Source organism: Arthrobacter sp. MMS24-S77 (assembly GCF_054888235.1).
Window position 1 is genome coordinate 2,406,990 of record NZ_JBTZRN010000001.1, and the last position, 14,755, is coordinate 2,421,744.

Here is a 14,755-nt window from a genome sequence, read left to right on the forward strand (position 1 = left end):
GTCGGAGTGCTTGTGGCTGCGATGGTCACTGGTGTCCTTAGTGGTTTGTTGCGGTGGGTTCGTTGGTCATGAAGCGGGCCAGGTAGTCAGTGTCCCGGCGAGCCTGGGCAAGGATCGCGAGGTCCACATCGGCGAGGATCAGCTCACCTTCGCCGGACGCCGCCGCCAGGCGCCGGCCATACGGGTCGGCGATGGTGCTCAGCCCGGCGAAGTTCGGGCCGGCATGGTTGGCGTAGGCGATATAGAGCTGGCTTTCGAGCGCGCGGGTGGGGACCACCATGGCGGGGATCAGCCGCGTGTCGAAAGGTTGCTCGCCGGAGTCGTCCGCGGCTCGCAGCGGGACCGCCGTCGGCACGCACAACAATTCGGCGCCCGCTAGGGCGGTGGACCGCACGAACTCCGGGAACTCGACGTCGAAGCAAATGCCGAGGGCGATCTTGACGCCGTTGAAGTCGACGACGGCGGGCGCCTCGCTTCCGGGCGTGAACACTGAGTTCTCGTCGGTGCCGAACAGGTTCTGCTTGCGGTAGCGGGTCAGTTCCCTGCCGTCGGGGTCGAACAGGGAGGCGCTGATGTAGTGCCCGCCGTCGTCGTGTTCCACGGTGGACGCCACCACTGCGATGCCATGTTCGACGGCGATGGCGGCGAGCTGCTCCCGCTGCGCGGCACCGTCGGTGCCGTGGACCAGGGTAGGGGCGTAGCCGCTCGTGAACAGCTCCGGGGTGACCAGCAGCTTCGCTCCGCGCTGCTTCGCCCCATGCGCCCCAACGGCGATCCGCCGGAGGTTTTCCGCTACCGAGTTAACAAGGCCGGTGGCTTGAAGGACGGCAACACGCAGTTCAGGGTGGAGCCCAATGGTCATTTCGCCCCGTCCAGGTCTCCACGGCAGAGGCGGGCCACGACTTCGGTGAGCATGTCCACTCCGGCGCAGGCGTCGTCGTCGTGCGTGAACTCGCGCTCATTATGGGAAATGCCGTCCACACTCGGCACGAACAGCATGACCGTGGGAACGATGTCCTTCATGTTGATCGAGTCATGGCCGGCCAGTGTGAACACCGGCGTCTTGCTCAGTTCGAGCTTGTCGGCGCATTGGCGGGCCAGTTCGACGCCGGCGGGCTGGTACGGGTTGATGCCCCAAGCATGGGATTCCTCGACGTCGATCGATACGTTGCTTTCGGCCTCGATGCGGGAGATGCCGGCACGGAGCAGCGTTTTCGCTGCTGCCAACACGTCCTCGTCGGCGGTCCGCATGTCCATGACCAGCTCCACCCTGGACGGAACCACCACGGGGGAGTTCGGGTAGACGGTCAGTTGCCCCACCGACGTGTGCAGCACGGCACCCGGGAAGTGGTCTGCGATCTCGCGCAGCAGGACGACAAGCCGGGACGCGCCCAGGAGGGCGTCCTTGCGGTCGGCGATGACAGCCGAACCGGTGTGGGCTTGCTCGCCATGGACGGTGACGCTGTACTTGGCTGCGGCCCAGCAGGAGTGGACCAGCCCTATCGTGGTTGCGGAGTCCTCAAGGGACCGGCCCTGCTCGATGTGGATCTCGGCGTAGGCTGCCGCCTGGGGGCCGTTGCCGGTGCCGAGCTGGCCGATGGCGGACAGCGCCTGGCGTACAGTGACGCCATCGACGTCGGTAATGGCGAGAGCGGTTTCAGCCGGCAGTTTTCCGGTGTAGACGGAGCTTCCCATCATGGAAGGCGCGAAGCGGCAGCCCTCTTCGTTGAACCAGTCCACCACGGCCAGGTTGTACTTGGGCTTCTCCCCGGGCACGGTGGATTCGGCCAGGCGCCGGCCGGCGTGCAGGGCGGCAGCCACCCCGTAGGCGCCGTCGTACTTTCCGGCTGTCGGCTGGCTGTCCAGATGGGATCCAACAAGAACGTAGGGCGCGCCGGGCGTCCATTCCAGGAGCGCGTAGAGGTTGCCCACCTGGTCCGTTTCGGTGCGGAAACCGTACTGGGCAGCCAAGGAGGTGAACCAGGTGCGGGCCTGTGCGTCGGCGGTGGTCGCTGCCTGCCGGTCTACGCCATGGCCTGGGGTCTCGCCAATGGCGGAAAGGCTGCGGAAGTCGCGGAGGAACGCCTCGGCGGCGGTGACGCCGGCGTTCATGCCGATGGTGGGGGTGCTCATGATGCGGGGCCTTCCGTTTCGTTTTTGGGGGTTGATGTGATGACCGGAAGGACATGGCTTCCGGGATTGATGATCGCCAACTCGTGCACGCGTTTGCGGACGGCGAACCACCCGGCGATGAGTGCAGGAATGATGATGGCTAGCGAAGCTACCGTGTACGTTCCCACCGGGAAATCGAAGACCATGAGGATCAGGACCGCCACGAGGAAGGCCAGAGTGAGGTACGACGTCCAGGGAGCGCCAAGCATCCGGAATGCTGGCCGGAGCATGAGCCCCTTCGTGGACAGTTTGTAGAGCTTGAGCTGGCATAGCACGATGGTTCCCCAGGTGCACAGGATGGCCAAGGCCGTCGCGTTGAGGGCGATCTCGAAGGCCATGGCCGGAACCACGGCATTCAGTCCCACGCCCAACAAAGTGATGGCAGCGGTGAAGAGAATTCCGCCGTAGGGAACCCCGCCGCGGCTCATCCGTTCCATGAACCTGGGCGCTGTGCCGGTCTGGGCCATGGATCGGTAGATGCGCCCGTTCGAATACAGGCCCGCGTTCAGGCTGGACAACGCCGCGGTCAGGACCACGAAGTTCATGACGTCGCCTGCACCAGGGACTCCAATGGCGGCAAAGAAGGTCACGAACGGCGATTCGCCGGCCTTGTACGCGTTGAAGGGAAGGAGCAGCGCAAGCAGCGCTGAAGACCCGACGTAGAAGATGGCGATCCGGAAAATCACCGCGTTGACAGCCTTGGGCATGACCTTCGCTGGGTTCTTTGTTTCACCTGCCGCCACGCCGATCAGGTCGATCCCGGCGTAGGCGAACACGATGCCCTGGACAATGATGACAGCCGGCAGGAGCCCGTTCGGCAGCAGGCCGCCGTTTTCGGCGATCAGGGAGAAACCAGGGCTGTGGCCAGCGACGGGGAAGTTGCCGGCGAAGAAGATCCCGCCCACGATCAGGAAGGCCACCAAGGCACCCACCTTGATGATGGCGAACCAGAACTCGAGTTCACCGAAGAGCTTGACTGAAATCAGGTTGACGCCGGTCACGACCGCCAGCGCGGCCAGGGCCAGGACCCACTGGGGAACGGAACTGAAGGCCGTCCAGTAGTGGAAGTACACGGCGATTGCCGTGATGTCGACGATTGCCGTGAGCGCCCAGGAGATCGCGTACACCCAGCCCGACACATAGGCAGCTTTCTCGCCAAAGAACTCCCTCGCGTACGAAACGAAGGAGCCCGACGACGGGCGGTGCAGGACGAGCTCGCCGAGGGCCCGCAGGACGAAGAAGGCGAAGACGCCGCAGATCGCGTACACAACAGGAAGGATGGGGCCGGCCGAGGCAAGCCGGCCGCCAGCGCCAAGGAACAGGCCGGTGCCGATCGCACCGCCCATCCCGATCATCTGGACCTGCCTGTTGGACAGGCCCTTCTTGTATCCGGACTGTTCGTCGGAGCGGACAGCCGTTGGCCGCTCCTCGACAGGGATGTTGGTGGTCATCGAAAACTCCTGGCCTAAGAATGTGACTGCCGCCATGAAAACGGCTGACATCGATCGTCCCAAGCAACGGTGGCGCGGCCAATGACAACATCACCTCGAATCGGGACCAATTAATGTACGAAAGTACAAGCGGCTTTTCCTCTTCGGGAGGCATGATGAAAGCGGACACTGGAGGAGCCATGACGGACGATGAGAAGTGGCGGGACGTGGTTGCGGCATTGTCGGAACTGCTCCCTGGAATGGTGGATACATTCATCGCGAGAATCCTCCACGATCCGGTGTACAGGGAATCCGGGCTGACCATCGAGGACCTTCGCCGCAGCAGCCACGATTCCTTGGTGGCCATTCTCGGCGTGCTGCGGGACGGGGGAGCCACCATGGATGCCCTCGAGTCCATCGCCGCAGAGTTGGGCAAGCGTCGCGCAAGGCAAGGCCTCCCCTTGGACAGCCTGGTGCGCGCCATCAGGTTGGACTTTTCCGTGGTGTGGGATGCATTGTCCGCATCCGCCCTGGCGGTGGATCCGGCGCTTCTTGTCAGCAGGACCGAACTCGTCTGGCGCACAGTGGACACCTTTGCCTCACGCGTCCAGGCGCGGTACGTCGCTGAACTGGAGGATATCGAGCGCGCCAATGCCGATCTGCAGCACCAGTACCTCTCGCAACTCCTGGCCCCCGGGGAACCGTCGGAATCGGACCTTGCCCGGATCGCCGGAGCCTTGCGCGTCGACCTCGGCGCGCGGTTCGTTGTAGCGGCGGTCAGCAGGGAAGACAGCCTGACCGTACAACGCCGCCTGCGTCACCGGGCCAAGAGGACGGAAGCCCTCTTCACCTTCGACCAGGAGCACCACACCCTGGTCATCCACAAGCGGGGCGGGCAGGGCCACGCGGAGCTTAGCGATACGCTCACTTATGACGAGTCAGTCCTCTTCGATGGCATGGCAGTAGCAGTGGCGCCCCCGGCTGAAGGGCTTGGCAGTGTGAGAACTTCGGCTGCGGCCGCCCGCGAAGTCATGCGAGATTTGCCCATGGGAAGCGTTGGCGTCTTCACCCTCAGGGACAGGTGGCTATCCATCACCAGGCACAGGTTGTCCCAGCTCGGTTGCGATCCGGGACAGCTCGTGTTTCCCAAGCTGCAGGGCTGCGCCCCGCAGGAACGGGCACGCATCCTCGAAGCGGTCACTACGTTCCTCGGGACAGGCAGCCTGGTGGAGACGGCACGCACGCTCTTTTGTCATCGGAACACGGTGGTGAACCGGTTGGCGGCGTTCGAACGGTACACCGGGCTGGACCTTCAGAACCCTACCGATCTTGCGTTGGCGGTGTTGGCGCTCCGCGCCACTACAGCGGATCCGTGACCTCGATCCGCACGGCGCACGCATCTGCTGCAGCCCTGCGAAGCACGGTCGCGTTGGGGTCGGCAACTGCCAGGAACGCGAGCCTTGTCCGCGACGCGTACTCCTTCAACGCCTTTTCTTCCAGGACCGCTGCGGACAGCGCGGCGTCTCCGCCCAGGACGAGATATTCAATGCTGTGTCCGGCGAACACACCCGCGGCATAACCGGCCACGGCTTCCGTCAGCGCGTTGGCCTGGTTCTCGCGACGACGGGCAAAGCGCTGCTGCGAGGATCCGCCTGCCGCCGAACGTGACTGCACGTAACGGGAACCCGATGTGGACGCGGCCAGCTTGCCGCCGCTCACCACACCTACCGCGTAACCGCCCCGGCGCACCAGGATGATTCCGAGCCGCCTTTCCTGTGAAGCGAGGGATGCCAAACGCTCAATCGTGTTTGCGCCCTTGCCGGGCCTTCCATCAACGGGCCACGGGGCTTTCAGCAGCGCCCTGGCGCCGTCTGCCGCTATTAGAAGCGTGCCGTCCGCCGCCCGCAAGAGCGTGCCGCCGTCGTCGGGCGCTTCCTGAAGCGCGCCATGGCTCGCGGCGAAGCGCTCCACCCAACCGGGCAACCGGGGACCAGGGATGAAGGCCGTGCGCCCCGCCCGAGGCGTCTGCTTTTCGTTGGGGCCGGATGGCCGGGTCTCCACGTCGATGTCTCCTTCGCTGGAATCATGAGTAGCCTATCCATGTGGAAGATCTCTTTGGTGCCGGCGCGGACAGCGACGACGACGACGCCGGAAGCCAGGCGGCCGATTCGGACCGTTCCAGTGATGGTCGTGCGGGCACAGGGCGTCCCGCGTCGCCGCGGAGTCCCCTGGCAGTCCGCATGCGGCCCCGGACGCTGGACGACGTCGTGGGACAGCAGCACTTGCTGGGCCAGGGGTCTCCGTTGCGCCAGCTTGCCGCGGGGGCCGATGCCGCCGGTCCCGCAGGTCCAAGCTCCGTCATTTTGTGGGGACCGCCGGGCACGGGCAAGACGACGCTCGCGCACGTCATCGCCCGCGGGCCCGGCAGGAAGTTCGTTGAATTGTCGGCGATCACGGCCGGCGTCAAGGATGTCCGGCTGGTCATGGAAAATGCCCTGACTGCCCGGGATCTCTACCGGACAACAACCGTGCTGTTTCTCGATGAGATCCACCGCTTCAACAAAGCCCAACAAGATGCCCTGCTTCCCGGCGTCGAGAACCGCTGGGTGGTCTTGGTCGCCGCGACCACGGAGAACCCGTCCTTCTCGGTAGTTTCGCCGCTCCTGTCCCGGTCACTGTTGCTGACCCTGAAACCTCTCACGGACGCCGATATCGAGGCGCTCCTGCAACGGGCCGTGGCCGATGCCCGCGGTCTGGCAGGGAAAGTGGAGCTCAGCCCGGAAGCCCTCGAGCACTTGGTCCGGTTGTCCGGGGGAGATGCCCGCCGTGCGCTGACGGCTCTGGAGGCCGCCGCCGGCGTCGCCTACGGGGATCGCAACAACGACGGCGACGCCTCCGAAGAGGAGGGGCTCGCGGGTGACGGCGCCCCGGATGCTCCGGTCGTCGTCGAACTCCGCCATACGGAGCGGGCCCTGGATGTGGCCGCCGTCCGATACGACCGCGCGGGCGACCAGCACTACGACGTCGCCAGTGCGTTCATCAAGTCGATCCGGGGTTCCGACGTCGACGCGGCCCTGCACTACCTGGCCCGTATGCTCGAAGCCGGCGAAGACCCGCGCTTCGTGGCCCGCCGGATCGTCATTTCGGCTGCCGAGGACATCGGCATGGCGGATCCAACGGCGCTTCAGACCGCCGTCGCCGCTGCCCAGGCAGTGCAGTTGATCGGCATGCCCGAGGGCCGCATCATCCTCGCCGAAGCCGTGGTGCATTTGGCGACGGCGCCCAAGTCCAACGCCGCCTACATGGGCATCAACAAGGCCATCGCCGATGTGCGCGCGGGGATGGGAGTCGGGATTCCGGCGCACTTGCGGGACGCCCATTACCAAGGAGCGAAGGGCCTTGGGCACGGCCAGGGCTACAAATACGCCCACGATGCCCCGCACGGCGTGGCCACCCAGCAATACGCGCCGGATGACCTGGTAGGCAAGGACTACTACGAACCCACCGGCAACGGTGCCGAACGGGACATAGCTCCCCGACTCGAGCGGCTACGCAGGATCATCCGAGGCAAGTAAGCGTCATGTTAGGATAGATGCTTGTCTGGCAAGGCACGGACGCACAATCCATCAAAATTCACGTTTTGATGCTGTGCCCTGCGCCCCGTAGCAAAAGGCAGCGGTTGGCCGATGCTCTCCCTCATGGAGGCCAGTAACACTGACACACCGCAGATATTGGAAGGACACAAGTGGCTAACAACACTCGTGCTCGCCGTACCGCACGCCTCTCGCGTGCACTCGGCATCGCTCTGACCCCCAAGGCCGCCAAGTACATGGAGCGCCGCCCGTACGGCCCCGGTGAGCATGGCCGTGCCCGCAAGAAGCAGGACTCCGACTACGCCGTACGTCTGCGCGAAAAGCAGCGTCTGCGCGCCCAGTACGGCATCCGCGAAGCCCAGATGACCCGTGCCTTCGAAGAAGCACGTCGCACCAAGGGCCTGACCGGTGAAAACCTGATCGAACTGCTCGAGATGCGTCTTGACGCCCTGGTCCTGCGCGCAGGCTTCGCCCGCACCATCGCCCAGGCCCGCCAGCTGGTTGTGCACCGCCACATCCTGGTTGACGGCATTCGCGTGGACCGTCCGTCGTTCCGCGTTGCGGAAGGCCAGCTCATCCACGTTCACAGCCGCAGCGAAGTCATGGCTCCGTTCCAGGTTGCAGCTGCCGGCGCACACGTCCTGAACGTCGTTCCGGCCTACCTGGACGTCAAGATTGACGCCCTCCAGGCACGCCTGGTTCGCCGCCCGAAGCGCTCCGAGGTCCCCGTGACCTGCGAAGAGCAGCTGGTCGTCGAATTCTACGCACGCTAAATTCCAGCGCGCATACAAAGAAGCCCGTGGCACGCGCCGCGGGCTTTTTTGTATGTAAGGTACTTGGGGAAGCCACGCCGGGGGCAGTCCGTGCGGAAGCGCACGGCGCGCCCACCGCAACGCAACAAATGCTAGGAGATGAGTGTCCATGACTGGTGGCGATATTGCAGGCCTGATCGCGGCCGGAGTCTTTGCGCTCCTTGTGCTGCTGCTGGCTGTGCCGATCCTCAAACTTGGACGCGTCTTTGACGAAGTCCGCACCTCCATCCGCTCCTTGAGCGACGGAGCGACGCCCCTGATGGACGAAGTCACGGCGACGGTCTCCACCACCAACCAGCAGCTGAAAAAGGTGGATGGCATCACCTCCAATGTCTCCGATGCCTCCGCCAACATCTCCGCGCTGTCCTCGCTGGTCGCCGCAACAGTCGGTTCTCCGCTCATCAAGGTGGCCGCATTCAGCTACGGGGTTCGTTCGGCTTTTTCCAACCGCCGTAAATCGAGCAGTGGCCGCCGCAGCCGTTGAACCCGTTCGTAAGTCTCGACCTTCGTATGTCAGGAAAACAGTGAAAAGAATCGTCTGGATGGGGATCGGCGTGGCAATCGGAGTCATTGCCTTCCGCAAGATCACCGAAGCGAAGGCCAATATCGGTCCCGAAGGCCTGAACCGTGCGGTAGCCCGGCTGGCCGATGGCGTGTATGACTTCGCCGACGCGGTGCGTGCCGGAATGAATGAACGCGAAGCCGATCTCCGGGCCGCGCTCGGCATCAACGAGCCCGACGCCGGCAGTCGTTAGCCACCGCGGTTCGCCCAAGCGGCCGTCAACAAGGCAGAATTAGAAGCTGCGGCAATGGCAACTGCCAGGGCCGCGCACAAACTCATGTGCAGTGAATTGAGAAGGGTAAGTAATCAGCTAATGAAGTCGCAGGAGATCACCAAACGCTGGGTGGACTTTTTTGTCAGCAAGGGCCATACAGCCGTCCCCTCAGCGTCGCTCGTATCCAGCGACCCTTCCCTCCTCTTCACCGTGGCCGGCATGGTTCCCTTCATTCCTTACCTGACCGCCCGTGAGGAGCCGCCCTTCAACCGCGCCACGAGCGTCCAGAAGTGCATCCGCACCGGCGACATCGAGGAAGTGGGCAAGACCGCCCGCCACGGCACGTTCTTCCAGATGTGCGGAAACTTCTCCTTCGGGGACTACTTCAAGGAAGACGCCATCAAGTTTGCCTTCGAACTGCTCACCAAGAGCGTCGACGACCGCGGCTACGGACTGGACGTTGAACGTCTCTGGGTGACCGTCTACGAGGAAGACGACGAAGCCCAGGATCTGTGGCTCAAGAACACCGGCATCCCCGCCTCACGCATCCAGCGGATGGGGAAGGCGGACAACTACTGGTCCACCGGACAGCCTGGCCCCGCTGGTCCGTGCTCGGAAATCTACTACGACCGCGGCCCGGCCTACGGTGCCGAGGGCGGTCCCATCGCGGACGAAAACCGCTACGTCGAAATCTGGAACCTCGTGTTCATGCAGTACCAGATCGAGAACGTCCGCTCGAAGGTGGACTTCGACATCGCCGGCGAGCTGCCTAAGAAGAACATCGACACCGGCCTCGGCATGGAACGCCTCGCGATGATCCTGCAGGGCGTCGAGAACATGTACGAGACGGACCAGGTCCGTCCCGTCATCGACAAGGCTGCAGCACTGTCCGGCAAGGAGTACACCTCCGCCGAGTCCGCCGACGACCCGCACCACACGGATGATGTCCGGATGCGCGTTGTAGCCGACCACATCCGTTCTGCCCTCATGCTGATCTCCGACGGCGTGTCCCCGTCCAACGAGGGCCGCGGCTACGTCCTGCGCCGGCTCATCCGCCGTGCCGTCCGTGCCATGCGCCTCCTCGGGGTCGAAGACGCTTGCCTTCCGCAATTGCTTCCGGCATCCCGCGACGCCATGAAGGGCGTCTACCCGGTGGTGGAGACTGATTTCGACCGCATCAGCCGCATCGCCTACGCCGAAGAAAGGGCCTTCCTGCGCACCATCGCCTCCGGCACTGCGCGCCTCGAAGAAGCCGTGGTGCTCTCCAAGGCTGCGGGCAAGCCGCTGTCCGGCGAGGACGCCTTCGCCCTGCACGACACCTACGGGTTCCCGATCGACCTCACCCTCGAAATGGCCGAGGAAGCCGGCTTGAAGGTTGACGAAGCCGAATTCCGTAGCCTCATGCTGGAACAGCGTCAGCGCGCCCAGGCAGATGCCAAGGCCAAGAAGGGTGGACACGCCGATGTCTCAGCCTTCCAGGAGCTCCTGGCCGAAGGCGAGACCGTCTTCACCGGCTACACCGAGTTGGAAGGCGAAGCCCGTGTCCGGGGCATCGTCAGCTCCGGCAGGCGCGTAGCCCATGCTTCGACGGGCGACGAGATCGAGCTCGTGCTCAACGAAACGCCGTTCTACGCCGAAGCCGGCGGCCAGTCCGCCGACAAGGGCCTCATCACCGGTGACGGCTTCGTCGTCGAGGTCCTCGACGTCCAGCGCCCCGTGAAGGGCCTCAGCGTCCACAAGGCGATCGTCCGCGAAGGCGAGATCGCCTCGGACGCCTTGGTGCGCGCCGCCGTCGACCGCGAACGCCGCCACGCGGCTGAGCAGGCGCACACGGGCACGCACATCGTGCACGCCGCCCTGCATCAAATCCTCGGCCCGGAAGCCACCCAGCGCGGCTCCTTCAACAAGGCCGGATACCTGCGCTTCGACTTCGCCTGGGGCGAGGGATTGAGCGCGGCCACGAGATCCGAGATCGAGGAGGTCTCGAACATCGCCATCCGCAACAACTTCCAGGTGGACACCAAAGTCATGGGCCTGGCTGAGGCGAAGGCCCTCGGCGCCATGGCGCTCTTCGGCGAGAACTACGGCAGCGAAGTCCGCGTTGTGGAGATCGACGGCGCATGGTCCCGTGAGCTTTGCGGTGGCACCCATGTGGCCAACACCTCCCTCATCGGCAGCCTGTCGCTGCTCGGCGAACAGTCCGTCGGTTCGGGAAACCGCCGCGTTGAAGCCTTCGTCGGCCTCGACGCCTTCCGGCACCTCGCGGCCGAGCGTGCCTTGGTCACCGAGCTCACCGAGATGCTCAAGGTCCCTTCGGGCCAGCTGGCAGACCGGATCTCCAGCACCTTGGCCAAGCTCAAGTCGACCGAGAAGGAACTGGACCGCCTCCGCAAGGAACAGCTGACCGCTGCCGCGGCCAACCTCGTTTCCACAGCACGGGACGCCGCAGGCGTCCGGGTAGTGGCGCACGACGCCGGCCAGGTCGGCGGAGCGGACGACCTCCGCAGCCTTGCGATGGACCTGCGCAACCGGCTCGGCTCCGACGCTTCCACGGTGGCCGTGGCGGGTGTCAGCAACGACCGTCCTGTCATCATCGTGGCCACCAACGAGGCCGCCCGTGACGCGGGCGTCAAAGCAGGCGCGTTGGTCCGGGTGGCAGCAGGAATCCTCGGCGGCGGCGGTGGCGGCAAGGACGACGTCGCCCAGGGCGGCGGAACCGACGCCGCGAAGATCGCACCGGCCCTCGCGGCCGTTGTGGACGCGATCGCCAAGCGCTGATCTTGGAGGCCATTGCGAGCAACGACGACTACCCCCGGGGCATCAAACTGGGGGTAGACGTCGGCACCGTCCGCGTGGGAGTTGCCATCTGCGATCCGGACGGGATCCTGGCGACGCCGTTCAAGACGGTGAGCCGGGACGCCAAGAGGAATTCCGACGTCGGGGTGATAGTCCGGCATGTCGAGGAGCTCGGAGTAGTCCAGATTTTCGTTGGCCTACCGCGCACGATGAAGGGCGAAGAACACGCGTCTGCGGTCATGGCAACCGACTACGCGGAGTTGCTTGCGGCCCACTTGCAGGGACGCGGACTCGATGTTCCCGTCAACATGGTGGACGAGCGGCTCAGCACCGTGACGGCCCACCGCAATCTCCACGAAGCTGGCATGAGCAGCAAGGACCATCGTAAAGTGGTGGATCAGGTTGCCGCTGCCGGAATTCTGCAGCACGCGATCGACATGCAAAAAGCCAGAGGAGCAGATGTGGGCAGGCGCGTGCACACGCCGATGCCACCCCAACACATTGACGGCGCCAGCGCGCCGCTGCCAGCCTCCGACATTGATCCACACTCTCCAACGAGGGGAAGACAATTGTGAGCCCGGTCAACAACGACCCCTCCAACGACGCATCAGAAGACCGCACCCGGCCCCTGACTCGTCGTGAAATCCGTGCCAGGGAACGCTTCCTGGAGACGCAGAACCAGGAGGTGTTGCCACCGCCTGTGCCTGTGCACTTTGAACCTGTCCCCGTGCCGAAGCCGCAGCCAGCGTATGTGCCGCACTACGAGCCAGCGGCACCTGTTGCGCCGGCCCGTGCCGCGGAACTCCACGATGACGGCGTTCGCAGCGAAACCCCGCCGTCCATGGACTTTCTTCCGCAGGCCGATGTGGTTCAGCCCGAAGAAGACTTGCAGCATCACGGGGCGTCGCATGACGGCGCCGTGATTCCTGACGCGGCGGAGCACCACGTCGCAGGGCACAATCACGGCACTGAGCACCCTGACACTGTGCACGCTGACGCGGGGCACCCTGACGCCGGGCACCCTGACGCCGTGCACCCTGACGTCCCTCACTATGACGCCGGGCATTACGAAGCTGTTCCGGCCTACGACGCCGCACACGGCGACGAATTCCATGAACTGCATGCTCATGACGAAGGTTATGAGCACCACGATCCCCACTTCGACTACGAAGTCCATGAAGAGCACGATGCGCATGACCTCATCCCGGCTGCGGCTCCGGTGGCAAAGGTTCCGTCGAAGAAAGTCCGCCGTCGTCGTCGCCTTCTCGCGCTCCTGCTCACCCTCACGGTGTTTGTGGCAGCAGTTGCCGTCGGGGCTCAATTCCTGAAGCCGTTGCTCGGCATGGACAAGGTCAGTGACTATCCCGGCCCGGGCACAGGTTCCGTCACGGTCACCGTGGCCCCCGGATCCGGCCCCAAACTGGTCGCGACCAACCTCCAGAACCAGCACGTCATCGCCAATGCTGACACGTTCCTGGCCGCATTCACGGCGGCCGGGGGTGAACTCTCACCGGGTGACTTCACGTTCCGCACGGAAATGAAGAACGCCGATGCCGTGAATGTCCTCCTCAACAAGGACGCTTCCAAGGTCATGTACTTCGCGCTCAGTGCAGGGCTTCGAATAGGGGAGTCCCTCGATGCGATCTCCAAGGGTTCGGGTGTCCCCGTGTCCGAGCTGAAGGCCCTGAGCGACTCGCCGGCCCAGTTTGGCGTCCCGGCCCCCGCAAAGAACCTTGAAGGCTTCCTGGCGCCGGGGGAGTACCGTTTCCCGCTGGGGACTTCCGCCAAGGACATCCTCCAGAAGCTGGTCACTGCCACCACCGATGAGCTCAAGGCGCAGGGCGTCACGGATCCCGCCAAGCAGTACCAGACCATCACCGTCGCCAGCATTGTGCAGGCTGAAGGCGGCCAGGCCGACTACGGCAACGTAGCCGGTGCCATCTACAACAGGCTCAAGCCGGGCAACACGGAGACGAACGGCCTCATCCAGTCGGACGCCACCGTCACCTACGGCCTCGGTACCAAGACCTTCCACTTGACCGACGCCCAGAAGGCCGACAAGAGCAACCCTTACAACACCTACGCCAACGTGGGTCTGCCGGTTGGCCCGATTGGCTCGCCCGGCAAAACGGCCATCGACGCGGCCGCGAAACCGACGGCCAACAACTACCTTTACTGGGTGACCATCAACCTCGACACCAAGGAGACGAAGTTCTCCAGCACGTTGGCGGAGCACAGCAAGTACGTTGAGCAATACAACGCATGGTGTGCCGCCAACGCGGGACGGTGCGTGTGAGTCGACGTGCTGCCGTCCTGGGGCACCCCATCAGCCACTCGAAGTCACCGGCACTCCACCGTGCGGCCTACGCGAAGCTTGGACTCGACATCGACTACTCAGCCATCGACGTGACCGTTGAGCGGCTTCCGGCCTTCATGGCGAGCCTGCAGCCGCAGGACAACTGGTGCGGCCTGTCCGTGACCATGCCGCTCAAGACCGCCATGGTCGACGAGGTCGACGAAGTCCGCGGGGCCGGCGCCCACTTGGGCGTCATCAACACCGTCGCGTTCGAAGCCACTGAGCACGGTGTGCTGCGGGTCGGCCACAACACCGATGTGGCCGGCATCGTCGAAGCCGTCAGGAACGCCGGGGCCAGGGAACGGCCGAGTTCCGCGATTCTTGGCGGCGGCGGAACGTCCGCGGCCGCCATTGCCGCACTCCACGAACTGGGTTCGGACCACGTTGACGTCTACGTGCGCGACGCCGGACGGGCGGCCGAGGCGAAAGCCGCAGCTGCCGCCGTCGGACTCCCGGTCCAACTCCGGCCGATCGCCGAGGCGGCTGAAGGCATCGCGGGGGCCGATCTGGTGATCTCCACGCTTCCGCCGCGGGCGGCGGACGGCATTGCCTCGCAGCTTGACCAACTTCCCGACGGCAGGCTTCCCAACGGCGCCTGGGGTGTGCTGCTCGACGTCGCCTACGATCCATGGCCCAGCCGCATTGCCGAAGTGTGGCAGTCGCGGGGTGGAGTGGTGGTTCCCGGGTTGGAAATGCTGCTCTACCAAGCCGTGGAGCAAATCCGTTTGTTTTCCGGCGCTGACGTCACCGCCGATGTCATAGATGTGATGTGCGACTCAGTCGGGCTTCCCCGGCGGGTGTACTAGGGGCCTTACATGGC

General features: G+C 64.7%; 13 protein-coding genes. 9 read left to right on the forward strand and 4 right to left on the reverse strand.

The window, feature by feature from the left end:
- Window positions 1-37: 37 nt before the first annotated feature.
- Genes ACX5I4_RS10995 through ACX5I4_RS11005 form a run of 3 tightly spaced genes read right to left on the reverse strand, consistent with a single transcriptional unit; the run spans window position 38 to window position 3,623 of the window.
- Window positions 38-862 (reverse strand): nitrilase-related carbon-nitrogen hydrolase, encoded by an 825-nt coding sequence (locus ACX5I4_RS10995; RefSeq protein ID WP_461836693.1) that lies wholly within the window; start codon window positions 860-862, stop codon window positions 38-40.
- A complete protein-coding gene (locus tag ACX5I4_RS11000; protein ID WP_461836694.1) occupies window positions 859-2,133 on the reverse strand; it encodes a M20 family metallo-hydrolase in 1,275 nt (424 codons plus the stop codon). Before ACX5I4_RS11000 ends, ACX5I4_RS10995 begins: the two co-directional genes overlap by 4 nt.
- Entirely contained in the window at window positions 2,130-3,623 is a 1,494-nt protein-coding gene (locus ACX5I4_RS11005) for an amino acid permease (RefSeq protein ID WP_461836695.1), read from the reverse strand. The genes ACX5I4_RS11000 and ACX5I4_RS11005 overlap by 4 nt, the downstream gene beginning before the upstream one ends.
- Window positions 3,624-3,802: 179 nt before the next feature.
- Here ACX5I4_RS11005 and ACX5I4_RS11010 point away from each other — a divergent pair, with 179 nt between their 5' ends.
- Window positions 3,803-4,978 carry a helix-turn-helix domain-containing protein gene (locus ACX5I4_RS11010; RefSeq protein WP_461836696.1) on the forward strand — a complete coding sequence of 392 codons (1,176 nt, stop codon included), beginning with the start codon at window positions 3,803-3,805 and terminating at the stop codon, window positions 4,976-4,978.
- Here ACX5I4_RS11010 and ACX5I4_RS11015 read toward each other — a convergent pair.
- The gene (locus tag ACX5I4_RS11015; RefSeq protein WP_461836697.1) at window positions 4,962-5,663 is read right to left on the reverse strand and encodes an acVLRF1 family peptidyl-tRNA hydrolase; all 702 of its coding nucleotides are present in this window, start codon (window positions 5,661-5,663) and stop codon (window positions 4,962-4,964) included. The two genes, ACX5I4_RS11010 and ACX5I4_RS11015, sit on opposite strands and share 17 nt — an antisense overlap.
- Before the next feature lie 41 nt (window positions 5,664-5,704).
- Here ACX5I4_RS11015 and ACX5I4_RS11020 point away from each other — a divergent pair, with 41 nt between their 5' ends.
- The 8 genes from ACX5I4_RS11020 to ACX5I4_RS11055 all read left to right on the forward strand — a co-directional run bounded on the left by ACX5I4_RS11020 (window position 5,705) and on the right by ACX5I4_RS11055 (window position 14,741).
- Window positions 5,705-7,177 carry a replication-associated recombination protein A gene (locus ACX5I4_RS11020; protein ID WP_461836698.1) on the forward strand — a complete coding sequence of 491 codons (1,473 nt, stop codon included), beginning with the start codon at window positions 5,705-5,707 and terminating at the stop codon, window positions 7,175-7,177.
- A gap of 170 nt (window positions 7,178-7,347) precedes the next feature.
- Window positions 7,348-7,968, forward strand: coding sequence for a 30S ribosomal protein S4 (gene rpsD / locus ACX5I4_RS11025; RefSeq protein WP_028267147.1), 621 nt, complete (start codon window positions 7,348-7,350; stop codon window positions 7,966-7,968).
- Window positions 7,969-8,116: 148 nt separating this feature from the next.
- Entirely contained in the window at window positions 8,117-8,491 is a 375-nt protein-coding gene (locus ACX5I4_RS11030; RefSeq protein WP_461836699.1) for a DUF948 domain-containing protein, read from the forward strand.
- A 58-nt stretch (window positions 8,492-8,549) separates the two neighbouring features.
- On the forward strand, window positions 8,550-8,762 hold the full coding sequence (locus tag ACX5I4_RS11035) for a hypothetical protein (RefSeq protein ID WP_461838699.1): 213 nt from the start codon (window positions 8,550-8,552) through the stop codon (window positions 8,760-8,762).
- Between the two features lie 120 nt (window positions 8,763-8,882).
- Complete coding sequence (alaS, locus tag ACX5I4_RS11040; RefSeq protein WP_461836700.1) at window positions 8,883-11,561, forward strand: alanine--tRNA ligase; 2,679 nt, start codon at window positions 8,883-8,885, stop codon at window positions 11,559-11,561.
- 2 nt (window positions 11,562-11,563) lie between these two features.
- Window positions 11,564-12,154, forward strand: coding sequence for a Holliday junction resolvase RuvX (gene ruvX / locus ACX5I4_RS11045; RefSeq protein ID WP_461836701.1), 591 nt, complete (start codon window positions 11,564-11,566; stop codon window positions 12,152-12,154).
- A complete protein-coding gene (gene mltG / locus ACX5I4_RS11050; RefSeq protein ID WP_461836702.1) occupies window positions 12,151-13,875 on the forward strand; it encodes an endolytic transglycosylase MltG in 1,725 nt (574 codons plus the stop codon). Before ruvX ends, mltG begins: the two co-directional genes overlap by 4 nt.
- A complete protein-coding gene (locus ACX5I4_RS11055) occupies window positions 13,872-14,741 on the forward strand; it encodes a shikimate dehydrogenase (protein WP_461836703.1) in 870 nt (289 codons plus the stop codon). The genes mltG and ACX5I4_RS11055 overlap by 4 nt, the downstream gene beginning before the upstream one ends.
- Window positions 14,742-14,755 lie beyond the last annotated feature (14 nt).